Annotated in this window: 22 protein-coding genes and 1 tRNA gene; all 23 read left to right on the plus strand. The window is 73.2% G+C overall.

What is annotated here, in order from left to right; all coding sequences use genetic code 11:
* The first annotated feature begins 199 nt into the window (after positions 1–199).
* Positions 200–270, plus strand: a tRNA-Cys gene (locus tag QMQ26_RS19415).
* Positions 271–605: 335 nt separating this feature from the next.
* On the plus strand, positions 606–1,355 hold the full coding sequence (locus QMQ26_RS19420) for a transposase (RefSeq protein ID WP_282202138.1): 750 nt from the start codon (positions 606–608) through the stop codon (positions 1,353–1,355).
* A gap of 529 nt (positions 1,356–1,884) precedes the next feature.
* Positions 1,885–2,187 (plus strand): hypothetical protein, encoded by a 303-nt coding sequence (locus tag QMQ26_RS19425; protein ID WP_282202139.1) that lies wholly within the window; start codon positions 1,885–1,887, stop codon positions 2,185–2,187.
* A gap of 222 nt (positions 2,188–2,409) precedes the next feature.
* Complete coding sequence (locus QMQ26_RS19430) at positions 2,410–2,838, plus strand: ATP-binding cassette domain-containing protein (RefSeq protein WP_282202140.1); 429 nt, start codon at positions 2,410–2,412, stop codon at positions 2,836–2,838.
* Positions 2,831–3,484 carry a hypothetical protein gene (locus QMQ26_RS19435; protein WP_282202141.1) on the plus strand — a complete coding sequence of 218 codons (654 nt, stop codon included), beginning with the start codon at positions 2,831–2,833 and terminating at the stop codon, positions 3,482–3,484. The genes QMQ26_RS19430 and QMQ26_RS19435 overlap by 8 nt, the downstream gene beginning before the upstream one ends.
* A 687-nt stretch (positions 3,485–4,171) precedes the next feature.
* A complete protein-coding gene (locus QMQ26_RS19440; protein ID WP_282202142.1) occupies positions 4,172–5,173 on the plus strand; it encodes an ABC transporter ATP-binding protein in 1,002 nt (333 codons plus the stop codon).
* Positions 5,173–5,967 (plus strand): ABC transporter permease, encoded by a 795-nt coding sequence (locus QMQ26_RS19445; RefSeq protein WP_282202143.1) that lies wholly within the window; start codon positions 5,173–5,175, stop codon positions 5,965–5,967. Before QMQ26_RS19440 ends, QMQ26_RS19445 begins: the two co-directional genes overlap by 1 nt.
* A gap of 82 nt (positions 5,968–6,049) precedes the next feature.
* Positions 6,050–6,997: an ACP S-malonyltransferase gene (locus QMQ26_RS19450; RefSeq protein WP_282202144.1), complete on the plus strand. Its 948-nt coding sequence runs from the start codon at positions 6,050–6,052 to the stop codon at positions 6,995–6,997.
* Entirely contained in the window at positions 6,984–8,555 is a 1,572-nt protein-coding gene (locus tag QMQ26_RS19455; protein WP_282202145.1) for a class I adenylate-forming enzyme family protein, read from the plus strand. Before QMQ26_RS19450 ends, QMQ26_RS19455 begins: the two co-directional genes overlap by 14 nt.
* On the plus strand, positions 8,536–8,778 hold the full coding sequence (locus tag QMQ26_RS19460; protein WP_100836936.1) for an acyl carrier protein: 243 nt from the start codon (positions 8,536–8,538) through the stop codon (positions 8,776–8,778). The genes QMQ26_RS19455 and QMQ26_RS19460 overlap by 20 nt, the downstream gene beginning before the upstream one ends.
* A 13-nt stretch (positions 8,779–8,791) precedes the next feature.
* A complete protein-coding gene (locus QMQ26_RS19465; RefSeq protein ID WP_282202146.1) occupies positions 8,792–9,997 on the plus strand; it encodes an aminotransferase-like domain-containing protein in 1,206 nt (401 codons plus the stop codon).
* On the plus strand, positions 9,994–12,333 hold the full coding sequence (locus QMQ26_RS19470; RefSeq protein ID WP_282202147.1) for a lantibiotic dehydratase: 2,340 nt from the start codon (positions 9,994–9,996) through the stop codon (positions 12,331–12,333). The genes QMQ26_RS19465 and QMQ26_RS19470 overlap by 4 nt, the downstream gene beginning before the upstream one ends.
* Positions 12,330–13,385 carry a 2,3-diaminopropionate biosynthesis protein SbnA gene (sbnA, locus tag QMQ26_RS19475; RefSeq protein WP_282202148.1) on the plus strand — a complete coding sequence of 352 codons (1,056 nt, stop codon included), beginning with the start codon at positions 12,330–12,332 and terminating at the stop codon, positions 13,383–13,385. The genes QMQ26_RS19470 and sbnA overlap by 4 nt, the downstream gene beginning before the upstream one ends.
* Positions 13,382–14,413: a 2,3-diaminopropionate biosynthesis protein SbnB gene (gene sbnB, locus QMQ26_RS19480; RefSeq protein ID WP_282202149.1), complete on the plus strand. Its 1,032-nt coding sequence runs from the start codon at positions 13,382–13,384 to the stop codon at positions 14,411–14,413. The genes sbnA and sbnB overlap by 4 nt, the downstream gene beginning before the upstream one ends.
* Entirely contained in the window at positions 14,410–15,162 is a 753-nt protein-coding gene (fabG, locus tag QMQ26_RS19485; protein WP_100836931.1) for a 3-oxoacyl-ACP reductase FabG, read from the plus strand. The genes sbnB and fabG overlap by 4 nt, the downstream gene beginning before the upstream one ends.
* Before the next feature lie 61 nt (positions 15,163–15,223).
* Positions 15,224–15,514, plus strand: a complete 291-nt coding sequence (locus QMQ26_RS19490) for an acyl carrier protein (protein ID WP_035864774.1) — start codon at positions 15,224–15,226, stop codon at positions 15,512–15,514.
* Positions 15,515–15,516: 2 nt separating this feature from the next.
* Positions 15,517–16,059 (plus strand): 3-hydroxyacyl-ACP dehydratase FabZ, encoded by a 543-nt coding sequence (gene fabZ, locus QMQ26_RS19495; protein WP_233533710.1) that lies wholly within the window; start codon positions 15,517–15,519, stop codon positions 16,057–16,059.
* 44 nt (positions 16,060–16,103) lie between these two features.
* A complete protein-coding gene (locus tag QMQ26_RS19500) occupies positions 16,104–18,125 on the plus strand; it encodes a GNAT family N-acetyltransferase (RefSeq protein WP_282202150.1) in 2,022 nt (673 codons plus the stop codon).
* A 35-nt stretch (positions 18,126–18,160) separates the two neighbouring features.
* Entirely contained in the window at positions 18,161–19,189 is a 1,029-nt protein-coding gene (locus QMQ26_RS19505; RefSeq protein WP_282202151.1) for an aminomethyl transferase family protein, read from the plus strand.
* Positions 19,189–21,519 carry a beta-ketoacyl-[acyl-carrier-protein] synthase family protein gene (locus QMQ26_RS19510; RefSeq protein ID WP_282202152.1) on the plus strand — a complete coding sequence of 777 codons (2,331 nt, stop codon included), beginning with the start codon at positions 19,189–19,191 and terminating at the stop codon, positions 21,517–21,519. The genes QMQ26_RS19505 and QMQ26_RS19510 overlap by 1 nt, the downstream gene beginning before the upstream one ends.
* 1,216 nt (positions 21,520–22,735) lie before the next feature.
* Positions 22,736–23,335 carry a 4'-phosphopantetheinyl transferase family protein gene (locus QMQ26_RS19515; protein ID WP_282202153.1) on the plus strand — a complete coding sequence of 200 codons (600 nt, stop codon included), beginning with the start codon at positions 22,736–22,738 and terminating at the stop codon, positions 23,333–23,335.
* Positions 23,332–24,504 carry a hypothetical protein gene (locus tag QMQ26_RS19520; RefSeq protein WP_282202154.1) on the plus strand — a complete coding sequence of 391 codons (1,173 nt, stop codon included), beginning with the start codon at positions 23,332–23,334 and terminating at the stop codon, positions 24,502–24,504. The genes QMQ26_RS19515 and QMQ26_RS19520 overlap by 4 nt, the downstream gene beginning before the upstream one ends.
* Positions 24,505–24,553: 49 nt before the next feature.
* Positions 24,554–26,329: a DHA2 family efflux MFS transporter permease subunit gene (locus QMQ26_RS19525; RefSeq protein ID WP_282202155.1), complete on the plus strand. Its 1,776-nt coding sequence runs from the start codon at positions 24,554–24,556 to the stop codon at positions 26,327–26,329.
* The last annotated feature ends 19 nt before the right edge of the window (positions 26,330–26,348 follow it).

Genomic DNA, 26,348 nt, shown 5'->3' on the forward strand with positions numbered 1-26,348 from the left:
CGGTGCTCCTCGGTGGTCATAGCTGACGTCCCATCGGTCGGAATTTATCGAACCAGATTAGCGCTTTCCGCTCCGGAGCCGGGCCCGCCACAATTGACGCCCCTATTCATTTGATCCACCTAATACTCTCTCCGGGGGAAATCGGGCCGCACGATCCGCTGTGGAAATGCAAACGTGCAATGATTATTCCGTCAGGCCCGGTGGAGTGGCCGAGAGGCGAGGCAGCGGCTTGCAGAGCCGCGCACGGAGGTTCGAATCCTTTCTCCACCTCAATAGCATGCATTCCCGGCGGCGCCCGATCCAGCGCCTGCCTTTCCGTAGCGGTGCGAAGCCATGGCTGGCCGCGGCTGGACGTGATCGAGTCGCACGCCGTGGCCGACGCCAGATCTTGCCCAGGTCGGCCGGCAAGCATCCGCCCCTCTGCCCCCGCATGCCGATGCCGCAGGTGCCACCAAAGGCGAATCCCCGCCACTGTGAATGAGCCTTTTCAGGGCGGCCACCGATCGGGTGACGGTCCAGCGGTGGGAACGAGAGCAGAACGAACGAGGCTCCCAGACGGTTGATCGAGATGTCTCACGTCTCAAGCAACCAGCCAGGAAGCCTCGTTGGTCACCTATCCTGCCGCACTGGACCTGCCGCACGCCCTCGTCGAGTGGGTCACCATGCTCATCGTCACCCGCGAGGGTGACCGCCGCTGCAAACTCCGTCCCTCCCAACGCGCCCTGGTCGCACTGGTCTACCTGCGCAAGCACGACACACTTGCGCAGATTGCGGCCGGCTTTCGGATCAGCGTCGGTACCACCCACGCCTATGTCCACCAGGTCACCGACCTGCTGGCCCGGAAGGCGCCCGGTCTGACCCGGGCCCTGCGCGACGCCGGTGCGGAGTACGTCCTGGTCGACGGAACCCTTGCCGAGTGCGACCGCGTCGGCGACGGCCGCGCCGACTACTCCGGCAAGCACCGACGCCACGGCGTGAACCACCAGGTCATCACCGGCCCGACAGGCAAGCTCGTGTGGATCTCCCGCGCCCTGCCCGGCCGCACCCACGACCTCACCGCAGCCCGCACCCACCGCATCGTGAAGACCTGCATCCGACTCCGCATCCCGGCCCTGGCCGACATGGCGTACACCGGCGCCGGCGGCACCTTCGCCATACCGGCCAGACGCCCCGCCCGCAAGGAACTCAGCCCCCGGCAGCGATCGTTGAACCGGGCTCACGCCCGGCTCCGCCACCCAGTCGAGCGCGGCGTAGCCACAGTCAAACGCTGGCGAATCTTCCAGCACGCACGATGCAGCCCGAACTGGCTGACGTCAGCAGCCAAGGCCGTCCTCACCCTTGAGCTTCAACGCTGAAAAGGCTCAGTGATCGTGTTAGGAGCTCTTCGGGCCCGTGATGTCTGCGGAGCCATGGGCCGCATCACGATGATCATCCCCGTGACCTGCCGACTCATCGAGGAGAATATCCCGACCCAGTGCGGAACACGAGTGCTGGCGCAGGGGCGGGGCACCCAGCCGCAGGACGAGGCCCAGCGCGCGGGGTGGCTTGATTCAGCGGTCTCAACGACAGTTTTCCACCATTTTCGCCGCAGGAAGCTCACTCTGTGTGTAGACGAATGGCGTCCTGCCAGTTTGCTCACGTCGAGTGCGCCTTGGTTTGCCCGAGCAAATACGGACAGAGTTGCCCACGGCGAGTAACCTTCTGTAATCGATTGGTCATGGCCTTGTGAACATTCGGTCTTTGTGCTGCGACCGCCAACCCTGGAGGATCAGTCGCGCAGCCAGTCAGGCCATGCCTGGCGCGGCCGTAGACAGATCGGGGCTCCGACGCTGGAACGTCGGAGCCCCGTCCTCGCCACGCTCCTAAGGGAAAAGGAAGAAACACATGGCGAAGCTCAGCAACCCCATAACTCGAGTCCGTTCCGTCGCGCCCAAGGCGGCTGCCGTCGTGGGCGTTTCGGCGCTCGCGTTTATTGGCTTCATGCCGACCGCGCAGGCGTCGTCCGGCACGAGCAACAATGTGCTCGGATGCTACTCCACGTGGGGCAACACGGGAACCAACGCGCACTGCTTCAACGTCACCCTGGGTGGCACCTTCCAGAACTTCGCCGCCTGCAACGTCGAGGCCGACAAGTACGCGTACCTCAGCATCTCGCAGGGCTCCACGGCCGCCAACTGGGCCAGCTGAACTGCACCTGGAAGATCGACTACTCCGAGATCTCCTACCTCGGCTGATTTCCGGCAACGTTCTGAGTGACCGTGGCATACCTTCCATGCCACCCATGGCCGGGTGCCGGCGTCCCGTCGACGCCGGCACCCGGCTTGGACCGATGAGAGGCGAAACGTGCAGGTCGTAGTGAAGGCGTCCGGGCTGGGCCAGGGATATGGCCGGAAGAGGGTGCTGGCGGGGATGGACCTCCAGGTCAACGCTGGAGTCCTCGGCCTGCTGGGTCCGAACGGGGCGGGCAAGACAACACTGCTCCGCACGCTCGCGACCATTGCTCCCCCTGCGGAAGGAACCCTGGAGATCTGCGGGCAGCAGATATCGATGTGGGAAGCGGCCGAAAGCATTTCGATCAGCATCATCACGGCGACTCTTCCGGCCGGCTGTCAGCCCACGGCCCCGGCTGCGGCGCAGAAGTACTTCACCGCCGCGTTCGAACTCGCGACCTGGCTCGACGTCCGCATGACAGGAGGCGGCCAGCCGGCGAACGTCCATGGTGGTCCCCCGGGAGTGGACCGGGCCGCAGTTGCTGCGGTCGCCACACAACCGGAGTCCGTGCAGACGGCGTGGGTCCGTGACCGCCTTTCCACCGTTCGGAGCACCGACTGTGGTTGAGCGTTTCGACATGATCTGGCGGTATCTGCGACTGCATCGTGTCGAGGTGCTCTGCCTGGGTCTCCTCGCCACCTGCACCACCAGCGTGGTGGTGGGGTCCCTGGTAGCGGTGCTTCCGTCCAGCGGCCCCAGCGGGACGGTCTCCATCCCGCTCCGCAGCTACATCCCGCTGACATCGGTCGTTATCGCGCTCAGCAGTCGCCACAGCGCCATGGCGGACATGGACACGGCCGGATCGCACTGGCTGAGGCGTTCCGAACTGCTTTACACCGGTCTGGTGGCGACACTCGCGGTCGTGCTCACCGGCGTCACGGAGCTGTTCGTTTCCACCCCGGAAGTGGCCGTGGTCCTTTCCCGCGCCGCTGTGATCTGGGCCGGCCTGGCCGTGCTGTCGGGTCGGCTCTTCGGGTGGTTGCTGTCCTGGATCCTGCCAGTCATCACCCTGTTTCCACTGACCTACCTGGCCGAGGACGGGAACGGCGACGATCGCTGGTGGGACTGGACCCAGCAGGAAGCGGCAAGTTGGCCGTGCTGGGCACTGGCCGGAGCAAGCACGCTGATTGCGGTGTGTGCGATGACGGCGACCCCGTGGCGAGTCACCGCACTTGCCGGACGAGTCCTGGGAAGGCAGCAGCACGGCGGTTGAACAGGACGGAGAACTCAGGGCGGAGAACTGGCGGGCCGACTGGTGCTTCGATGTCAGCGAGCGGTTCGTGAGCCGAGGCGAGGGCATCGGGCTTGACGAGGCGCTTGAGCTGGTGGACTCGGGCGAAGGCCCGCTCGACGGCGTGGCGGAGCTTGCCGGGGCCGATGATGTCGGGCCCGACCCGGCGGGAAGTGGCCGGCAGGGTACGGCGGTTGCGCGGTTTTCGGCGGTTGAGGTCCGTTGTCGGAGCACTCGTCGTCGCGCAGGGCGTCGAAACGTTCACGGGGGTGGCCGGTCCGGCCGGCGACCAGCGGGATGCCGTCGCCGTCGCTGATCAAGTAGTGCCCGCTCCCGGTCTTGCAGCGGTCGACCGGCGACGGGTCTGTGGCCGTACGCCCTTCTTCGCGCGCACGCGATAGGCGCCCACGCGGGCCCACGCCCCGACGGCCCGCGCCTGCGCTTCGCGCCCGCGAGCTGGGACGCCGTCGTGGCAGGCGAGTTCGGCAACCTCTGACCCGAGACGCGTGCGGTGCCCTGACCGCTCGCGGGGCGGGTGGGGTGGGTGTTCGGGCGGGTGCGGGAGGGGATAGGGGGCCGATAGGCCGGTCGGTTCGGGGGGATAGGGGCGGCCGGGAGAGTGGTGCTCACCAGGAGGCGAACCTCCGCCGAACCGTGAGGACCCGGATGATGATCGATTACCAGAACCGAACGACGTCGAGGGGGACGGCGTCCGATCCCCTGGCCGCTGAACTGACCGGCGTCGTCAAGCGGTTCAGCAATGCCAAGGGCGAGGTGTTCACCGCGGTGAACGGGCTGGATCTGCGGATTCGGCGCGGCGAGGTGGTGGCGTTCCTCGGCCCGAACGGTGCCGGCAAGACCACCTCGATCGACATGCTGCTCGGGCTGACCCGCCCGGACGAGGGAGAGGTGCGGCTGTTCGGCACCGACCCGGAGCAGGCCGTCCGGGCCGGCCGGGTGGCGGCGGTGCTCCAGTCCGGTGGGCTGCTGCCGGACCTGACCGTCGAGGCGACCGTGCACATGCTGGCCTCGCTGCACCCGGGCTCGGACCCGGAGCGCTGCATGGCCCGGGCCGACATCACCGAGCTGCGCGCCCGCCGGGTGGCGGCCTGCTCGGGCGGTGAGCAGCAGCGGCTGCGCTTCGCGCTGGCGCTGCTGTCCCGGCCGGACTTCCTGGTGCTGGACGAGCCGACGGCCGGCATGGACGTGGTGGCCCGGCGGAACTTCTGGGCGGCCGTCCGGGAGGACGCGGCGCGCGGCATGACGGTCATGTTCGCCACCCACTACATGGAGGAGGCGGACCAGTTCGCCGACCGGGTGGTGATGATCGACAAGGGCGCGGTGGTGGCCGACGGCTCCGCCTCCTCGATCCGCTCGGCGATCAGCGGCCGGACCGTCTCGGCGGTGCTCAGCCCGTACGAGGCCGCCCTGGTGGCCCGGACCCCCGGGGTGCGCTCCAGCACCTCGCGCGGCGAGCGCACCTACTTCACCTGCACCGACTCGGACGCCCTGCTGCGGGTGCTGGTCGGCGAGACCCAGGCCCGGGACGTCGAGGTGGCGCCGCGCAGCCTGGAGGAGGCCTTCCTGGCCCTCACCGAGAACGCCCGCGAGGCCCGCGAGGCCCGCGCCGCCACTACCACCGCCGCCACCACCGCCAAGGAGAACGTCTGATGGCCGCCGTCACGGCGCCCGCCGCCCCCCGCACCTCGGTCTTCAACGGGGTCAACCCGACCTTCGTCCGCTACGAGCTGCGCCGCCGCTTCAACCGCCAGACCACGATCTTCACGGTGCTGCTGCCCGCCGTGCTCTACCTGGCGCTGTTCCGCACCGCCCCGTCCGGCGGGGCCGACCTGCCGCACGGCAACTTCGCGGCCTGGATGATGATCGGCCAGGCGGTGTACGGCGCGGCCACCGCGGCGGTCAGCTCCGCCGCCACCATCTCGGTGGAGAAGTCGGTCGGCTGGATGCGGACCATCGCGATGAGCCCGCTCACCCCGCCGGGCTACCTGCTGGTCAAGGTGCTGTGCTCGGTGCTGATGGCCGGGGTGCCGGTCGTCATCGTGGGCGCGCTGGGCGCGCTGACCGGGGCGCACGCCGACGCGAACGTGTGGGTGGTCTCGCTGCTGGTGGCCTGGGTCGGGTCGGCGGTGTTCGCCGCGCTCGGCATCGGGATGGGCCTGGCGATGAAGCCCGACGTGGTGATGCACATGCCGGGCCTGACCATGACCGCGCTGGCCTTCCTGGGCAACCTGTTCATCCCGCTCGGCGGCACCATGCTGGAGGTCTCCCGCTACACCCCGATGTACGGGGTGGCGACGCTGGCCCGGTACCCGCTGAACGACGGCTTCTCCTTCCACGGGGAGCACTCCAGCGTGGCCGGCGCGGTGTTCAACCTGCTGGCCTGGTTCGCCGGGTTCTCGTTCCTGGCGATCCGCCGCTTCCGCAAGTCCACCGGCCGCCCGTAGCCGGGACCGCACAGCTCCGTCATCCACGCATCCGGCGCCCGCCTCCCGGGCGCGGGCCCCACCCGAAAGGGGGTTAGAACACATGTTCGCATTCATCGCGCCGGGCCAGGGCTCCCAGACCCCGGGCCTGCTGGCCGCCTGGCTGCGCGACCCGGCCACCGCCGAGCGGGTGCGGGCCTGGTCCGAGGCCGCCGACGTCGACCTCGTCCAGCTCGGCACCAAGGCCCCGGCCGCCGAGATCGCCCGCACCGAGCACACCCAGCCGCTCCTGGTGGCCGCCGGACTGCTCGCCCACCACGCCCTCCGGGACGCCGTCCCGGACGGCGCCGCGGTGGCGGCCGGCCACTCGGTCGGCGAACTCACCGCCGCCGCGTACGCCGGGGTGCTGAGCCCCGCCGACGCGGTCCGGCTGGCCGCGGTCCGCGGCCGGGCGATGGCGGTGGCCTGCACCGAGGCGCCCACCTCGATGGCCGCCGTGGTCGGCGGCGAGCAGAGCGAAGTCCTGGATCGAATAGGAGAGTTGGGCCTGTACGCGGCGACCTTCAACGGCCCCGGCCAGATCGTCGCGGCCGGCCTGGCCGACACCCTCGACCAGCTCGCCGCCGCCCCGCCGGCCGGCGCCACCGTCAAGCGGCTCAGCGTCGCCGGCGCCTTCCACACCCCGTACATGGAGTCGGCCCGGCAGTCCTTCGAGGAGGCCGCCGCCCGGGTGCCGTTCGCCCGGCCGTCCCACCCGCTGCTCGGCAACGCCGACGGCGCGGCCGTCACCGACCCGGACGAGATCCGCCGTCGGCTGGTCCGGCAGGTGGTCAGCCCGGTCCGCTGGGACCTGTGCCTGCTCCAACTCGCCTCCGTGGCACCGGAACTGACGGTGTCGCTGCCGCCCGCCAAGACACTGGCGAGCATCCTCAAGCGCCAGCACCCCGAGCTCGACGTCCTGTCCGTCACCACCGCCCGGGACGTCGCCCGGGCCCGGGAGCGGCTGACCGCCCCCGCCGGCCGAGGAGTGTCCGCCCATGCCGGTGTCTGACCTGCTCGAGTACCCGCTCAGCGAGCGGGCCGACCACCCCGCCGTGATCGACGCCCAGGGCACCCTGGACTACCGGGAGCTGGGCACCGCCGTGGAACGCGCCGTCGGCTGGCTGCGCGGCCAGGGCATCGCCCCCGGCGACCGGGTGGTGTACGCCGGAGGCAACGACCGGGCCTTCCTGGCCCTGTTCTGGGCCACCCTGCGCACCGGCGCCGTCTTCGTCCCCGTCCACCCCGAACTGACCGACCACCAGGTCGACCACATCGTCGCCGACAGCGGCGCCGCCCTCGCGGTCTGCCGCCCGGCGGCCGGCCGCCGGGCCGCCCGCACCGTCGAGGTCGGCCCGGCCTGGCAGCAGGTGCTCGCCACCCCCGCGGACCCGTACCGGGCCGAGGTCGACGAGGACGCGGTGGCGCTGCTGATCTACACCTCCGGCACCACCGGCCGCCCCAAGGGCGTGGTCTGCCCGCACCGCCAGATGCTCGCCGCCGTCGACGCCGTCAACGCCTGCCTCGGCTACGAGGAGCAGGACGTGGTGCTCTGCCGGCTGCCGCTCTCCTTCGACTACGGCCTCTACCAGGCCCTGATGTCCGCCCTGGTCGGCGCCACCCTGGTCCTGGCCCGGCGCAGCGAGGACATGGGCCTGCTGCGGCTGATCGAACGCACCGGCGTCACCGTCGTCCCGCTGGTGCCCTCGCTGGCCCAGATCCTCACCCTGCTCCAGGGCAAGCTCCACCGGCCCACCAGGGTCCGGCTGTTCACCAACACCGGCGCCCGCCCCGGCCGGGCCGTCACCGCCGAACTGCTGGAGCTGTTCCCCGGCTCCGAGTTCGCCTCGATGTACGGCATGACCGAGTGCAAGCGGATCTCCATCCTCGACCCCGAGGAGTACGCCGAGCACCCCGACTCGGTCGGCCCGGCCATCCCCGGCGACCGCATCCGCATCCTGGCCGCCGACGGCACCGAGCTCGGCCCCCGGCAGACCGGCGAGATCACCGTCTCCGGCCCCACCGTGATGGCCGGCTACTGGGGCATCCCGCTGGACGAGCAGAGCCGGTTCGTCCGCCGCCCCGACGGCACGCTGGAACTGCGCACCGGCGACAAGGGCTGGCTCGACGAGGACGGCCGGCTGTACTTCGTCGGCCGCGACGACGACATCATCAAGCGCCGCGGCATGCGGATCGCCCTCACCGAGGTCGAGGACGCCGCCGAGCGCATCCCCGGCGTCAGCGCCGCCGTCGCGCTGCGCCCCGAACCCGAGGGCGCCCCGCTGCTGCTGGCCGTGCACGGCACCCTCCCGCCGGAGCGGGTCCGGGCGCTGCTGGCCGAGCGGCTCGACCACAGCCGGATGCCCGACCAGGTCGTCCCGATCGCCGCCGTCCCGCTGACCGCCAACGGCAAGCCCGACCGGGCCGCCGCCAAGCGCCTGGTCGAGGCCGCCGGGAGCGCCGCGAGCACCGCCGACGCGCCGGCCGCCGTCCCGCCGATCGCCGCGAGCACCGCCCCCCAGACCACCACCGCATCCCCGAGGAGCAGCCATGAACCAGTCGCAGTTTGACCAGCTCGTCGAACGGACCTGCTCGGTGCAGGTCACCGACTCCGAGACCCCGCTGGTGGACCTGGGCGTCGACTCCCTGCACACCATCGCCCTGCTGATGGCGATCGAGGAGGAGTTCGGCTTCGAGGTCGACCCCGACGCCCTCGCCGACCCGGCGCTCGCCTCCCCGGCCGGCCTGCTGCGCTACGTGCACGCCAACACCGCCGCCCCGGCCGGGATCTGAGGACCGAACAGCCATGTGGACCGACACCAGACCCCCGGCCGAGATGCCGAAGCTGTTCGAGCGGGGCGCGGACGTGATCTCCCTGGCCGGCGGACTGCCCGACCTGGACGTCCTGCCGCTGGCGGAGATATCCGCCCAGCTCGCCCGGCTCGTGCGGCTCGGCGGCAAGCTCGCCCTCCAGTACACCACCCCGCACGTCGCCAAGGCGCTCGTCCCCGCCGTCGCCGACCTGATGGCCCGGGAGGACGGCCGGGCCGACGCGGAGAACCTGATCCCCACCAGCGGCTCGCAGATGGGCCTGACCGCCGTCGCGCTGGCCCTGGGCGCCCCCGGCGACACCATCCTGGTGCAGACCCCCGCCTACCCCGGCGCCACCGCCGCGTTCCGCACCGCCGGCCTGCGCCCGCACGCCGCGGCCGAGGACGCCGACGGGATCGACCCGCAGCGGCTGCGCCGCGACGTCGCCGAACTGCGCGCCGCCGGGCACACCGTCCGGCTGCTCTACACCAACCCGACCTTCCAGAACCCCACCGGCGCCACCCTCGCCGTCCCGCGCCGGGCCGAGGTCCTCGCCGCCTGCCGCGAGCTCGACCTGCTGCTGGTCGAGGACAACCCGTACGGGCTGCTCGGCTTCGACGGCACCACCACCGCCCTGTTCCAGTCCCTCGACCCGCAGCGGGTGGTCTACCTCGGGACGTTCTCCAAGATCTTCGCGCCCGGCCTGCGCTCCGGCTGGATCGCCGCCCCCGCGCACCTGCGGCACGACCTGGCCCGGGTCGCCGAGATCATCTCGCTGTCGCCCTCCGCGCTCGCCCAGGGCGCGCTGGCCGCCTACTACTCCCGCTCCGGCTGGAGCGACCTGATCGACCGCTACCGGGACGGCTACCGCGAGCGCTGCGCCCTGATGGCCGACGCACTGGACGCCGAACTCGGCACCGACAGCCCCTGGCACTGGCAGCGCCCCGCCGGCGGCTTCTACCTGTGGCTGCGCCACCGCGACCGGGCCGACGCCGGACCGTACGCGCGGGCCGCCGCCGACCGCGGCGTCTCGGTCGTCCCCGGCGGGCACTTCTCGATCGACGGCGAGCACGCCGACGGCCTGCGGCTGTGCTTCAGCAACGTGCCCCGCAAGAAGATCGCCGAGGGGATCGGCCGACTGGCCGCCGCCCTCACCGAAACCCCCGCCGCCGCCCGCGAGCTGGCGGAGGTGGCCGGATGACCGCGCCCGCCGTCGAGGCCCCCGCCGCCGACTGGGCGGACTTCGGCCCGCGCCACCCGCTGGCCGGCACCGACTGGAAGGTCTGGGGCGTCGGACTGCTGCGCAACGCCGGCTTCCCGGTCTCCGGCCTCGACCTGATCGGCGGCACCCGCGCCCCGGCCGCCGCCGCCGCGCTCGCCGCCGGCCGCGCCACCGAGGACGAGTTCCGCGCCGCCTACACCGCCGACACCGACCACGAGGGCGCCGCCCTCGCCGCCCTCGCCACCGACCCCAAGCTCCGCCTCGCCATCGCCTGGCAGAACCGCACCGTCTTCCGCGTCCTCGACTCGCTGGCCGCCCCCGGCGGCAAGGAGACCAAGCGCCGCCAGCGCGAACGCACCCTCGCCATGTACTGGCTGCGCTACTGCGCCAAGGCCGACACCATCGGCTTCTTCGGCCCCGCCGCCTGGATCGGCGTCGGCCGCACCGACCGCGCCGTCACGATCGAGAACGGCCCCGGCCTGGTCGCCGCCACGCACACCGCGCTGGAACGCTGGACGGTCGCCGCGATCGCCGACCGGATGGCCGAACAGCCCGGCGCCCGCTGGTGGTTCCCGCCGATGCTCCGCCCCGACGTCCACCTGGACGGCGAACAGCTGGTGCTCCCCACCCGCAAGGTGCTGCGGCTGCGCCCCGAGGAGGCCCAGGTGCTGCGGCTCGCCGACGGCGACCGCAACGCCGAGCAGATCACCGACCTGCTGGTCGCCGAACACGGCTGGGACGCCGCCACCGCCCGCCCGCGGGTCGAGAAGACGCTGGGCCGGCTGCTGCGCCAGCGCGTGCTCGGCTGGGACGCCAACATCCCGGTCGACGTCCGGGCCGAGGAGGTGCTGCGCCGCCGGGTCGCGGCGATCGGCGACCCCGCCCTGTTCGTCCGCTACGACGCGGTGCTCACCGAACTCGCCCGGCTCAAGGACGCCGTGCACCGGGCCCGGACCGCCGAGCAGCTGGTCGAGGCGCTGGACGCGCTGGACGCCCACTTCGTCGAGGTGACCGGCCAGGCCGCCTCCCGCGAGGAGGGCAAGGCGTACGCCGGCCGCACCCTCAGCTACCAGGACGCGCTGCGGGACTGCCGGATGGAGCTCGGCCGGGACTTCCTGGACGGCATCGCCCGCCCGCTCGCCCTGGTCGCCGACGCCGCCGACTGGTTCGGCAACCGCCTCGCCGAACTCGTCGAGGCCGAGGTCGCGGGCTTCGTCCGCACCGCCGCCGGCCGGCTGCCCGCCGGCGCCCCCGTCACGCTGGCCGACGTCTGGCCGCAGACCCTGGCGCTGTTCTGGGGCGAGCACGACCACCCCGTGCAGCAGGCCGTCCGGGAGCTCGCGCTCAAGTGGCGCGAGGTGATCGGGGAGGCGCCCGAGGGCGCCACCCGGATCGACCTGGCGGTCGACGCGATCGCCGACCGGGCGCGGCAGGTCTTCGCCACCGGGCCGGTGCGCTCCCCGCACCTGGCCGTGCACAGCCCGGACCTCCAGGTGGTGGCCCGCTCGGTGGACGCCGTCAACGCCGGCGAGCACCTGGTGGTGCTCGGCGAGATGCACGCCTGCCTGGCCACCCTCGACCTGCCCTTCCTGGACTGGACGGCCGACGGCGGCTCGGTGCGCGACAAGGTCAACCGGGCGATCGGCGCCGAACGGCTGGTGCCGCTGCTCCCGGTCGGCTGGAAGCGCAACAGCGGACGGATGGTCCCCGCCCCGATCGGCGAGGGCGACCGGCTGATCGGCTTCACCCGCGCCCCGTTCGACCGGCGCGACCGGATCGAGCCCGCGGTCTCCATCACGCTGGCCGAACAGGACGGCACCGTCACCGCGACCACCGCCGACGGCCGCTCCCGCTCGCTGTCCGAACTGCTCGCCGCGCTCATCTCGATCATCGCCTGCGACGCCTTCAAGATCGGCCTGGACCGCCCGCACGCCCCCCGGGTCACCCTGGACGACCTGGTGCTGTTCCGGGAGACCTGGCGGCTGCCGCTGGCCGGCCTGGCCCTGCCCGCCAAGGCCGACCGGCACCGCGACTACCTGGCGGTGCGCCGCTGGGTGACCGACCGCGGGCTGCCCGACCGGGCCTTCGTCAAGTTCCCCGAGGAGACCAAGCCCTCCCTGGTCGACTTCACCAGCCCCGTGCTGGTGCTCTCCTTCGCCAACCTCGTCCGCCGGGCGCTGCAGGCCGACCCGGACGCCGGGGTGACCGTCAGCGAGCCGCTGCCGGCCACCGAGGAGTCCTGGCTGCCCGACGCCGACGGCGAGCGCTACGTCAGTGAGCTGCGGCTCCAGATCAGCCGAGAGGTGCCCCAATGACCGTGCTCGTCCCCGACGGCGCCACGGTGCGGGCCCGCCCGCACCGGCCGTCGGACCCCGACATCGTCGCCACGATCGGCGGAACCCCGCTGGTGGCGCTGGACCGACTCTTCCCGCCCGCCCGCTTCCAGGTGTACGCCAAGTGCGAGCGGTTCAACCCCGGCGGCTCCATCAAGGACCGCGCCGCCAAGTCGATGGTCGAACAGGCCATCGCCACCGGACGGATCGTCCCCGGCGTCTCCACCGTGGTGGAGTCCTCCTCCGGGAACCTGGGCATCGCACTCGCCCAGCTGTGCAACTTCCACCGGCTCGGCCTGGTCATCGTGGTCGACCCGCGCACCACCCCGCAGAACCTCGCCATCATGCGGGCCTACGGCGCCAAGGTGGAGGTGGTCGAGCACCGCGACCCCGCCACCGGCGAGTACCTGCCGGCCCGGATCGCCCGGGTCCGGCACCTGCTGGAGACCGTCCCCGACGCCTGGTGGCCCAACCAGTACGCCAACGAGGACAACGCGCGGGCCCACCGCACCACCATGCGCGAGATCGTGGACGCGCTGCCCGCCGCCCCCGACTACCTGTTCCTGGCGGCCGGCACCACCGGCACGCTGCGCGGCTGCGCCGAGTACATCCACGACCAGCAACTGCCCACCCGGGTGGTCGCGGTGGACGCCGTCGGCAGCGTGATCTTCGGGCCGCCGCAGCCCTGGGAGTCCTCCCACCAGCGCACCATCCCCGGCCACGGCGCCGCGGTCGTCCCCGCCCTGCTCAAGCCGGGCCTGGCCGACCGGGTGGTCAAGGTGACCGACTCGGAGTGCATCCGGGGCTGCCGCAGCCTGCTGGGCCAGGAGTCGATCCTGGCCGGCGGCTCCTCCGGCGCGGTGATCGCCGCGATCGGGCAGTCCGCCTCCTGGATCGAGCCCGGCGCCACCTGCGTGGCCGTCCTCCCGGACGGCGGCGACCGCTACCTCGACACCATCTACGACGACCAGTGGGTCGAGACCTACCTCCGGCAGTACCTGCCGCCCACCGAGCAAGAGAGAGGGACGACATGAGGATACTCGGCCGGGAGGACGTCCGGAACGCCCTGGCGGGCCTCGACGCCACCGTCGTCGACCTGGTCCGCAACGCCTACGTGCTGCACGGGCAGGGCAAGTCCGACCTCCCCTTCTCGACCTTCCTGCGCCCGCTGCACCGCTCCGACTCGCGGATCATCGCGCTGCCCGCCTACCTCGGCGGACCGGCCCCGGTGATGGGCCTGAAGTGGATCTCCTCCTTCCCGGAGAACGTCAAGCGCGGGATGCAGCGCGCCAGTTCGCTGTGCATCCTGAACGACCTGGAGTCCGGCTACCCGCTCGCCCTGATGGAGGGCAGCCAGATCTCCGCGGTGCGCACCGCGGCCGGCGCGGCGCTCGCCTCCGGCCTGCTGAACGCCGGGCGCGAGGTCCGCACGGTCGGCCTGGTCGGCTGCGGCACCATCAACCAGCGGGTGGTGCACTTCCTCGACCAGGTGCACGAGGAGCTGGAGACCGTCCTGCTCCAGGACGCCTTCCCGGAGCGGGCCGAGGTGTTCGCCGCCGAACTGGCCGCCGCGTACCCGCACCTGACCTTCCGGGCGGCCGGCCTGAGCCGGGTGCTGGGCGCCGACACGGTGTCGATCGCCACCACCGACTCCTCGTACTGGCTGGACCTCGCCGACCACCCGCAGCGCCCGCACGGGCAGGTGGTGCTGCACCTGTCGCTGCGCGACCTGTCGGTCGAGTCGGTGCTCGGCGCGGTCAACGTGGTCGACGACGCCGAGCACGCGATCCGCGAGCAGACCTCGCTGCACAAGGCCGAGCAGCAGGCCGGCCACCGCCGCTTCGTCACCGCCGAGATCGGCGCGCTGCTCGACGGCACCGCCGAACTCCCGTCCGGCGCGCGCACCGTGGTGTTCTCCCCGTTCGGGCTGGGGGTGCTCGACCTGGCCGTCGCCGAGGCGGTGCTGACCGCCGCCGAGAAGGCCGGGCTCGGCACCGAGGCCGGGGGCTTCGACCCCGGCACCCACACCGTCACCTCCAACCTGACCGGGAGCGCGGCATGACCGGCCTGTTCACCGAGGGCACCCGGGCGATCGTCACCGGTGCCTCCCGCGGCATCGGCGCGGCCATCGCGCTCCAGCTGGCCGAGCACGGCTGCGACGTCGCGCTCAACTACCGCTCCAGCGCCGGGAAGGCCGAGCAGCTGGCGGAGAAGATCGAGGGCCTGGGGCGCCGCGCGCTGCTGGTGCGGGCCGACGTCTCGGACGAGGCGCAGGTCACCGCGATGTACAAGGAGATCCGCACCGCCTGGGGCGGGGTGGACGTCGCGGTCCTCAACTCGGGCATCACCGCCGACGGGCACTTCGCGGCGATGAGCGCCGCCAAGTGGCAGGAGGTGATCTCCACCAACCTGACCGGGGCGTTCCTGACCGCCCGCGAGGCGACCAAGCAGATGTACGCCTCCGGCGGGGCGATCGTCTTCATCGCCTCCACCTCCGGCATCGCCGGCCGGGTCGGCCAGGCCAACTACGCCGCCTCCAAGGGCGGGGTGATCGCGATGGCGAAGACCCTGGCCTACGAGGGCGCGCCGAAGAGCATCCGGGTCAACGTGGTCGCGCCGGGCTTCATCGACACCGACATGGTGAAGAAGGTGCCGCGCGCCCAGCTGAAGGAGGCCGCGGCGGCGATCCCGCTGGGCCGGATGGGCACCCCGGAGGAGGTCGCGCAGGCGGCGGTCTTCCTGGCCAGCCCGGCGGCCTCGTACATCACCGCCAAGGTGCTCACGGTCGACGGCGGGATGCTCTACAGCTGACCGCCGCCGCCCTCCGTAATCGAACTGACGTTCCATCAACCCACAGAGAGAGGCAGTCCCCATGTCCACCGCCACCTTCGAGGACGTCCGCACCCAGGCCGAGCAGCGCCTGGAGAAGAACCTGAAGATCAAGTCGATGATCATCGACCGCCTGGGCCTGGACGCCGAGGCCGAGGTCGTCTCCGACAACCAGCCGCTGTTCGGCCGCGGCCTGGAGATGGACTCGCTGGACACCCTGGAGATCGTCGTCATGATCAACAACGAGTACGACGTGCTGATCAGTGACGACGACTTCGAGGCCTTCGGCTCCATCAACGCCCTGGTCGACTTCATCGAAGCCCGCGAGGTCTGACCGTGGCCACCGCACCCGCCCCCGCCCGGGCCGCCGCGCCGGCCGCCCCGGGCAAGGAGAAGCCGAAGACCTTCGCCTACTCCTCCGACGACATCAAGCGGATGCTCCCGCACCGCTGGCCGATGCTGATGATCGACCGCGCCTACGACGTGGTCCCCGGCGTCTCCGGACGCGGCGTCAAGAGCGTCTCGGTGAACGAGCCGTTCTTCGCCGGCCACTACCCCGACCACTCGATCATGCCCGGCGTGATGATCGTCGAGGCGATGGCCCAGCTGGTCGCCGTGGTCTACGTCGCCGAACTGCTGGAGGCCCCGGCCCCCGCCGCCGGGGACGCGCCCGCCGACCCGTCGGCCAGCGTCGGCTACCTCGGCTCGATCAGCTCGATGAAGTTCTCCCGGCTGGTCGTCCCCGGCGACCAGCTCACCCTGGAGGCCAAGCTCGGCCAGAAGCTCGGCGGCCTGCGCTCGGTCTCGGTCCGGGCCTCGGTCGGCACCGAACTCGCCGCCGCCGGCTCGCTGATCGTCACCACCGAGCGCAAGGGCTGACCCGGCGCCGCCCCACCGCACCAGCACAGACAAGGAGGTGTGCCATGTCCATCACGATCCGCCCCTACCAGGAGGGCGACGCGCACGACATCGCCGAGCTGTACAACCGGCACCGCGACAACCCCAACCCGGTGGCGGGCGGGATCACCGGCGCCGAACTGGAGCGCGAACTCGCCGAACGCGACACCGCGACCTTCCTGATCGCCGCCGAGGACGGCCGGGTGGTGGGCACCTTCGGGCTGTTCCACAGCACCGGACGGCGCTCGGCCCGGGCCGGCGAACTGATCGCCGACATGTTCTTCGTCGCCCCGGCCTACCGCAACGGCGTCATCACCGGACGCCTGTTCACCGAGGCCGTCGAGTGGATGATGCGCTGCGGCTGCCTGGTCCTGCGCCTCACCGTCAACCCGGCCAACACCGTCGCGTTCAAGCTCTACCGGCGGGTCGGCTGCGTCTCCGTCGGCGAGACCGTCCCCGGCGAGGACGGCAACGTCGAACTGCACAACTACATCCCGCTGATCCTGCGCAGCGTCTTCCACGACCTCGACCCCGAGGCCGTGGCGGAACTCGGCAAGCTCAGCAGCTTCGGCAACGTCACCGACGGCCGGGACGGCGAACTCCGCTCCGACGTACGGGTGGTGGACGGAACCAGGACCGTCGCCTACGCTCTGGCCCTCGGCGGCTTCAAGCTCGCCGCCACCATCGACGTGGACCGCGGCCTGATGCTCGACGCGGCCCTCACCGGCCCCGACGGCACCACCCGGCCGCTGCGGATCGCCGAACCGCCCTACCAGGTCAAGGCCCCGGGCGACGGCCGGCCGCACCGCTTCGGCGACCACGGCCTGACCGCCGAGCTCGACGCCGCCGAAGGCACCCTCACCGTGCACGCCGAGGGCCACCACGGGCCGGTGTTCGCCTCCACCTGGCCCAGCGCCGAGGCCGACCGCTCGGCCGGCTGGCGCGAGGGCCAGGCCCGCGACCTGGAGATCGAGCCCGTCGAACACGGCGTCCGGGTCACCGAGCGCACCGGCGGCAACCTGGTCACCGGCACCCTCACCCTGCACCACGGGGTGCTGCGCCAGGAGTTCACGTACACCACCCGGCCCGGCCGGATCTTCCAGACCGTCGGACTGCGCCAGGGCGACTTCACCCTGACCGGCCCCGACGGCACCGCCGAAGAGCACCCGATCGGCACCGGCCTCGGCGTCCGCGACACCTCCGAGGTGGTCGCGGCCGCCCGCACCGCCCCGGCCGGCAGCGCCCTCGCCTGGACCGACGGCGCCACCCGGGTGGCACTCCCGGCCGGCCACCCCGTCCGGCTGATCACCACCACCCTGGTCGAACGCCACCTGGAGCCCGACGCCGACGGCACCGCCCGCCTGCGCACCGAGCTCGCCACCGGCCCCCGGGCCGCCGCGACCCGACCGGTCACCGGCGCCGAACCCCTGGACGGCCGGCGGAAGCTGACCGTCCAGGCCACGGCCGGCGGCATCACCGGCTGGACCGAGAACGGCACCAGGGTGCTGCGCAGCCCCGCCCCCCGCACCCGGCCCTTCGGCTGCAACCCGCGCTGGAGCGCCGGGGCGTGGGTCACCCGCGAGCACCACCGGCACAGCCTCGCCACCGGCCTCGGCTGGGGCGTCCCGACCGCCGACTGGGAGCAGAAGCACCCGCTCGGCCTGGCCGCCCCGCAGGAGCGGATCAGCTGGGAGGTCACCGCCCCCGAGCGGTCCGCCGAGCCGGTCCGGATCGACGTCCACGCCCCCGGCGCGGACGAGGAGACCGTCCTGTGGCTCACCCCCGACACCCCGGCCGACACCGCCGTGGTGATCGACTCCGCCGGCACCCGCCGGGAACTGGACAGCGCCGGCTTCCGGCAGGTCTGGGCCGCCGCCGCGGCGGTCCGGCTCGGCAGCGGCCACTGGCTGCACCTCGCCCCCGCGGGCGGGAGCCCCACCCAGGAGATCGTCCTGCGCACCACCTCCTCCGGACTGCTGATCGGCTGCGCCGCCACCGGCACCGAAGCCGCCTGGCAGCTGTCCGTCCACCCCGCACCCGCGCTCTGACACCCCGTCACTCCCCGAAAGGACACCGAAGAACCATGACCACCGCCCCCGCCCGCACCGCGCAGGACGACTACACCACCGTCCGCACCGCCATCGGCGCCTACCGGATCACCGCCCCGCTGGTCCGGGTCTCCGGCGGCGACCGCTACGAGTTCCTCGACCTGTTCCTGGCCAAGTCCAGCGAGTACGTCGAGCCGGACAGCGTCCGCGAGGCCCTGGCCCTGCACACCGACGGCTCGCCGTTCGCCGTCCTGCTGCACTTCGAGATCGGCGACGACTCCTGGCTGCTGCCCCGCACCCCCGTCACCGCCGAGCAGCTCACCGCCTACCTGGACGCCGTCGACGCCCCGTCCGACGTCACCGTCGAGGTCGCCCCCGAGGGCTGGGGCGCCAGCGCCTTCGAGGGCCCGCACGCCTGGGCCGCGGCCGCCACGTTCGTCGAGTTCGACATCTCCGGCCTGACCCTGCACGGCGTCACCGAGTCCGCCGTCCCCGGCGAGCCCGCCGCGCTGGCCCACCTCGCCCGGGTCGGCACCACCGGCGAGTACGGCTACCTGCTGCTCTCCAACGCCCCCGAGGCCGCCCACGCCGCCGTCGTCGAGGCGGTCACCGCCGAGAACGGCGCCGAGGTCGGCCCGCAGGGCCTGGCCCGGGTCCAGGCCGAGGCCGGGATGGCCGTCTACGCGGCCGGCTTCGGCGGACTGCCGGTGCACGAGGCGGACCTCGCCTGGATGGTCGACTGGAACCGGATCGGCGAGTTCCAGGGCTCCGAGGAACTGGTCAAGCCCACCTCCGAGACCGCCAAGACCACCGCCCTGGCCGCCCCGGCCGGCGCCGTCGTCCCGGCCGGCACCCCCGTCACCGCCGGCGGGCAGCGGATCGGCACCGTCGTCTGGCAGGCCCCGTCCGCCAACGCCGAGGAGGAACTGGTCGTCGCCCTGCTGGACGCCCCGTTCTGGGTCCCCGGCCTGGAGCTGACCGCCGACGACGCCGACGGCACCCCGCTGCGCACCGTCACCCAGCCCCGCGTCATCGCCCGCTCCCTCACCACCCGGATCCACTGATGACCGACCACACCACCACCACCGAGCGGATCGCCCTCACCGGGGTCGGCCTGATCACCGGCGCCGGCGACGACGCCGAGAAGAGCTGGGCCGCGATCTCCCAGGGCGTCTCCGGCATCAAGACCAACACCCTGTTCGACACCACCGAGCTGCTCACCGACTGGGCCGGCATGGTCACCGCCGAGCAGCCCGCCGACCTCGACCGCTGCTACGCACTGGCCGGCGCCGCGATCCGCGAGGCACTGCGCACCTCCGGCCTCGACCTGGACACCGTGGACCGCGACCGGGTCGCCGTGGTGGTCGGCTCCAGCCTCGGCGCGATGCCGACCCTGGAGAACGTCCACCGCGGCCTGGTCAAGGACGGCGAGCTGGACGCCCCGGCCGCCGCCGCCTCCCAACTCCCCTGCGTGGGCGACTACATCGCCGCCGAGTTCGACCTGCGCGGCCCGCGGATCGTGCTCTCCAACGCCTGCGCGGCCAGCGCCGTGGCCCTCGGCTACGCGGCCGAACTGCTCTGGAAGGGCGAGGTCGACCACGTCATCTGCGGCGGCGTCGACCCGCTGGCCGAACTCTCCGCGTACGGCTTCTCCGCCCTCGGCGCGCTCGACCCCGAGCCGTGCGCGCCGATGTCCGCCTCCACCGGGCTCACCCTCGGCGAGGGCGCGGGCTTCATGGTCCTGGAGTCCGCCGAACGGGCCGCCGCCCGCGGCGCCACCCCGCTCGCCGAACTCGGCGGCTACGGCCTCTCCTGCGACGGCTACCACCAGACCGCCCCCGACCCGAGCGGCAAGGGCGCCGCCGCCGCGATGGCCCAGGCCCTGCGCACCGCCGGGCTGGAGCCGCAGGACGTCGACTACGTCAACCTGCACGGCACCGGCACCCCCGCCAACGACGTCTCCGAGCCCAAGGCCGTGAAGCTGCTGTTCGGCGCCGAACTGCCGCCCGCCAGCTCCACCAAGTCGATGCTCGGCCACACCCTGGGCGCGGCCGGCGCGGTCGAGGCGATCGTCTCCACCCTGGCCATCGACCGGGGCGTCATCCCGCCGACCGTCAACACCCGCGGCACCGCCTCCCCGTTCGGCCTGGACATCGTCCCCGACAACGGGCGGCCCGCGCCGCTGGAGGTGGTCGCCTCCAACTCCTTCGCGTTCGGCGGCAACAACGCCACCGTCGTCCTCAACAAGCCCGGACGGCCCGCCCGTTCGGCCCGACACACCCAGCCCGTGCACCACGTCGTGGTCACCGGCGTCGCCGGACTGGCCGGCTCGGCCGGCTCCACCGCCGAACTGACCGCCGCCCTCGCCGAGGGCCGGACCGGCTTCGACACCCTGGAGCAGGTCGCCGGGATCGGCGAGCGCCCGATCGGCCGGATCGACGTCAAGGCCGTCACCAAGCGCCTCAACCCCAGCAAGGCCCGCCGGATGGACCCGCTCGGCGTGCTCGCCGCCGGCGCCGTCGGCGACCTGTACGAGCGCCACGGCAAGCCCTCCCGGGCCGAGGCCGAGGGCACCGGCATCGTCTTCGCCACCGGCTACGGCCCGGTCACCTCCGTCCTCAACTTCCACCAGGGCGTGCTGGAACAGGGCATCACCGGCGCCAACCCGGCGATGTTCGCCAACACCGTCGTCAACGCCGCCGCCGGCCACGTCGCGATGCTGCACCGCTACCGCGGCTACACCGCCACCATCGCCAACGGCGGCACCTCCTCCGTCCTCGCCCTCCAACTCGCCGCCCGGGTCATCGCCCGCGGCATGGCCGACCGGATCATGGTCGTGGTCGCCGACGAGTTCCCCGCCCAGGCCCTGGCCACCCAGGCCCGGCTGCCCGGATACGCGAAGACCGCGCACGTCGTCCCCGACGGCGGCACCGGCACCGTCCTCTCCGAGGGCGCCGCCGCGATCCTGCTCGAATCCGAAGCCTCCGCCGCCGCCCGCGGCGCGAGCGTCCTGGCGGACGTCCGCGGCTTCGGAGCCTCCGGCGAGTCCGTCGGCATCGGCCGGATCGGCCGCGACGGCGAAGCCTGGGCCCGCGCCCTGCGCGCCGCCCTCGCCGAGGCCGACTCCACCCCCGAACAGATCGACACCGTGGTCTCCGCCGCCTCCGGCTACCGCCTGGTCGACCTCGCCCAGCGCCGCGCCCTCGCCCTGGCCGGCCTCGCCGAACGCCCCACCCGCACCCCCAAGGCCCAACTCGGCGAGACCTACGGCTCCGCCGGCGCCCTCGGCCTGGTCGCCGCCCTCGCGGGCGACGCCCCCGCCGGACGCCTCCTGCTCTCCAGCTTCGCCTACGGCGGCTCCTACGCCGCCGCGGTCATCGACGCGAGGCCCTGATGACCCCCCTGCGGACACCCCGACCCCCCACCGCCCTCACCGCCAGCTGGTCCCTCCACCTGGGCCCGGCCCTGCACGCCGCCACCCGCCTCCCGGCGGGGGCGGAGCACGGCGGGGCGGGGGAGCGGTCGACGGAGCAACTCGCTCCGGCGGGAGAGTGGTTGGCGGTGGATGGTGTCGGCCGTGCCGTGGCGGGGTCGGGAGGTGGGCGTCCGGCGGTCGGCTCCGAGCCTGCGGCGGCCCCGCTGGGGGCTCAACTGGCCTCTTCGGTACGTACGGCGGCGAGTGGCGTCGGCCGTGCTGCGGCGGGGTCGAGTGGTTACCGTCCGGCGGTCGGTACCGAGCCTGCGGCGGCTCCGCTGGGGGTTCAACTGGCCTCTTCGGGAGGCGCGTTGGCGGTGGGTGGTGTCGGCGGTGCCGTGGCGGGGTCGGGTGGTGGCCGTCCGGCGGTCGGCTCCGAGCCTGCGGCGGCCCCGCTGAGGGTTCAACTGGCCTCTTCGGGAGGCGCGTTGGCGGCTCCGGGCCGGGCATGGCTCGGCTTCGGTGCCGGTCGCGTCATGGTGGCCGAGACCGAGTCCGCTGCCGGTGCGGCGGAGCGTGAACCCGCTCCGGTCGCTGGTGGGGAGCGGTCCGGTCCGGCGGGGCCGGGCGGTGGGTGGCCGGGATGGTCTTCGCCGTGCGGCGGTTGACGGCCCGGCTGGTGGGGACGGGACGGACGGCTCCGGCCCTCCCCGCCACCGGGTCCGCACCGCCGGCGGTGGAGGACGGGATCGCCGCCGCCTCTGCCACCACCCTCTCCGCCGCTGGCGTGGCAGTCCGGTCGGCGGTCCGGGGGGCCGGGTACCGCCCGGGGGTCGACGGCGGGTGGGCCGTGCCGGTCCCGGCCACCGTCGCCGCCCTCTCCATCTCCGCCCCCCTCTCCGTCTCCGCCCCCGTCTCCGCCGCTGGCGTGGCGGTCCGGTCGGCGGACCGGGGGACCGGGTGCCGCCCGGGGGTCGACGGCGGGTGGGCCGTGCCGGTCCCGGCCACCGCCGCTGCCCTCTCCATCTCCGCCCCCCTCTCTGTCCCCGTCTCTGCCGTCCCCGTCTCCGCCGCTGGCGCAGCGGTCCGGTCGGCGGTCCGGGGGGCCGGGCGCCGCCCGGGGGTCGACGGCGGGTGGGCCGTGCCGGTCCCGGCCACCGTGGCCGGCCGGGTGGTGTCCGGCACGGAGCGGGGGGTGGTCGACTGTCTCGTCACCCACCATCCGCGGCTGCCCCGGGACCGGATGGGCCACCGGCTGAACGACGCCGGGCGGTGGCTGATCGCCGAGGCGGTGGCCCACCTGTACGGAGTCCGGATCTCGCCGCGCGAGCTGGCTCGCGATGAGCACCGGCGGTGGAGCGTACCGGAGTTGGGCCTGACCGCCTCGGTCGCGCACTGCGCCGCGTACTCGACGGTGGCGCTGGTCGCCGGGCAGACCGTCGGGGTGGACCTCCAGGACCACCGGGACCGGCCGTTCGCCATGCAGTGGCTGGGCGCGCTGCTCGGCCGCCCGGACGGCGAGCCCGCCACCATGCGGGACTTCGCCGAGTGCGAGGCGTTGATCAAGGCGTCGCACCTCCGCAAGGAGACCTTCGCGGGCGTCCGGCTCCCGGACTGGCGGCCGGGTTGGCGCCCCACCAACGTCGGCCACCTGGTTCGCTCCACCGACCTCGGCGACGGTCTGCAACTGGCCCTGGCCACCGACGCCCCCGCGCAGGTCCGCTGGTGGTGGCAGCCGGAACCCGCCGCCCGCCCCGTCCGCACCGCCACCCCGAAACTGGAGCCCGTCGCATGACCCCCACCGCCACTCCCACCGCCGCCCCGGGGCGCGTCTACACCCGGCGGATCTCGCAGATCGAGCGCGGCTACCTGAACGCCAACGCCACCGGCACCCCGCAGCTGATCCAGATGGTGATCGAGGGCAGCGGGCGGATCGACCCGGCCGAACTCGCCGACGCGGTACGGAAGTCCACCGCCGTCAACCCCGGTCTCGCGGTGCGCCGGAAGGGCCCGAACTGGCGGGCCGACGACGACGCCCTGCCGCCGGTCACCGAACTGCCCGCCGGGGCCGGGTTCGAGCACCCGTTCTTCCACCGCGACCTGGACGTCGTCACCGGCCCGGTCTGCGAACTCGGCCTGGCGAACGGGCCGGTGACCCGGCTGGTGGTGCGGGCCAGCCACATCGTCACCGACGGCCGCGGGCTGCGGCACTGGATCGAGGACCTGTTCCGGGCCCTGCGCGGCGAGCAGCTCCTCGGCGCCGACTCCACCGTCGACGACACGCACTTCCGGGCCGCCGCGGCCCCCGTCCCGGCGGCGCCCGTCCCGGCCCGGGTGGAGGGCTTCCCGGCGATCCTCGGCCGGGGCGCGGCCGACGGCACCGCGCTGTGGCTGCGCCGCTCGATCGCGGCGACCCCGACCGCGGTGACCGCCCGGATCGGCGCCGCCGTCTCCCGGCTGCTGACCGCCGACACCGGCCGGCTGATCATCCCGGTGGACCTGCGCCGGCACGACCGCGAGGTGCGCTCCACCGCCAACCTGACCTCCCAGCTGGTGCTCGACCTGCACCGCGAGGACCGCTGGAACCGGCTGCACAGCCAACTGCTCGCCGCCATGCTCCGCAAGCGCGAAGTCGCCTCCCTGGAACGGGACTTCCTCCGCAACAACCCGTTCGCCAACTCGCTGCGCGAGGCCCAGGAGCTGGACGGCACCCGCTTCCCGTGCACCGCGATCCTCACCGACCACGGCCGGATCGACACCGGCCTGTACCGCACCGCGCACTTCCGCCCGACCGAGTACTACACCCTGCCGATGCTCGTCCCGTACGCCGAGATGTTCCTGAGCACCTGCCAGATCGACGACCGCACCGAGCTCACCCTGTCCTGCCGCAACCGCCCGGACGCCCGCCCGGCCGCCGAAGCCGTGCTGGACGAGGTCGAGCGCGCCCTGCTCACGGTCGACTGACCCGGTCCGGCCCACACTCCTCCTCCCCGCTGATGAAGGACCCGCGAAGATGCCCACCACACCCGCCCGCACCACGGTGAACGCGGCCAAGGGCAAGGCCCGCCGCAAGCCGGCCCCGGCCCGCAAGCCCGCCGCCACCACCGTCACCGTCACCAAGACGACCGCCACCGCCACCACCGCCACCAAGGCGACCGGCGCCAAGCCCGAGTCCCCCGCCCCGTCCCCGGCCGCGAAGGCCGCCGCCCCGAAGGCCACCGAGTCGAAGCACGCCCCGAAGGACGCGCCGAAGCCCGCCCCCACCGCCGTCGCGGCCGAGGAGGAGCCCACCCCCGTCGAGCAGGCCGCGCCCCCCGCCGGCCAGGCGCCGCCGCCCGCCGAGGCGCCGTCGAAGGCCGCGCTGCTCACCATGGTGATCGCGGTGGCCGGCGGCTTCATCGCGCTGCTGGACACCACCATCGTCAACGTCTCGATGCAGGAGACCACGGCCCGGTTCGGCGGCATCAACCAGGTGCAGTGGGTGGTGACGGCCTACCTGCTGGCGCTGGCGGCCGTGATGCCGGCCACCGGCTGGCTGGCCACCCGGTTCGGGACGAAGCGGGTGTTCGCCGCCGCGGTGACGCTGTTCGCGCTGGGTTCGCTGGGCTGCGCCGCCGCGCAGTCGCTGGACCAGCTGATCGCGGCGCGCGGCCTCTCGGGCGCGGCGGCGGGCGTGCTGACGCCGGTGTCGACGATCCTGCTGACCCGCGGGGTGCCGCGCGAGCACCTGGGCCGGGTGCAGGCGCTGAACGGTTCGGTGATGCTGATCGGTCCGCTGCTGGGCCCGACCATCGGCGGTCTGCTGGTGGGCTGGGGCGGCTGGTCGGCGGTGTACGTGGTGAACGTCCCGTTCTGCGCGGTGCTGCTGGCGGCGGCGCTGCGCTGGGTCCGCAAGGACGCGCCGCCGGCCGGGAGCGCCCGGCCGCTGGACGTGCTGGGCCTGGTCTCCTCGGCGACGGCGACGGTCTCCACGGTGCTGGCGATCCACGAGTACGCCGAGCAGGGCGCCCGGGCGAGCGCGGCGCTGCTGGTGCCGGTCGGCCTGGCGGTGCTGGGCGCGGTGGTCTTCGTGCTGCGCGAACTGCGGGCGAAGGCCCCGCTGCTGGACCTGCGGCTGTTCCGCATCCCGGTGTACGCGACCGCGGTGGTGAACATCTTCTGCCTGGGCTTCGTGCTGTACTCGCCGATGATGCTCATCCCGCTGTACTTCGAGGACGCCCGCGGCGAGTCCGCGGTGGCCACCGGCCTGCTGATGTCGACCGGCGGCCTGGGCGTGGTGTCCGCGGCCTGGCTGTCCCGGGTGCTGCTGCGCAAGATCGGCGGCGGCGCGACGGTGCTGATCGGCATCGGCCTGACCATGCTGGCGACGCTGCCGATGACCGGCCTGACCGGCACCACCCCGTACCCGCTGATCTGCGCGAGCCTGGTGGTGCGCGGCCTGGGCACCGGCCTGACCATCGTGCCGACGATGACCCGGGCGTTCCAGTCGATCCGTCAGGAGTCCATCCCGGACGCCTCCTCGCAGCTCAACCTGACCCAGCGGATCGGCGGCGCGCTGGCCATCGCGGTGGTCACGGTGGTGCTGACCGACTCCGCGAAGGAGCACCACGGCATGGTGCCCGCCGTGTTCGCGCACTCCTTCGGCTGGCTGCTGGGGGTGTACGGGGTGACGCTGCTGCCCGCGCTGGCGCTGCTCCTCGCGGACCTGCGGGAGAAGCGGGCGCAGGCCGCACCTGCGGCGCAGGCGGCACCGGCGGCACCGGCAGAACCTGCGGCGCAGACGGCCTGACGGCCCGTCGGCGAGACGC

It is taken from the genome of Kitasatospora fiedleri (genome assembly GCF_948472415.1).
GTDB classification, from domain to species: domain Bacteria; phylum Actinomycetota; class Actinomycetes; order Streptomycetales; family Streptomycetaceae; genus Kitasatospora; species Kitasatospora fiedleri.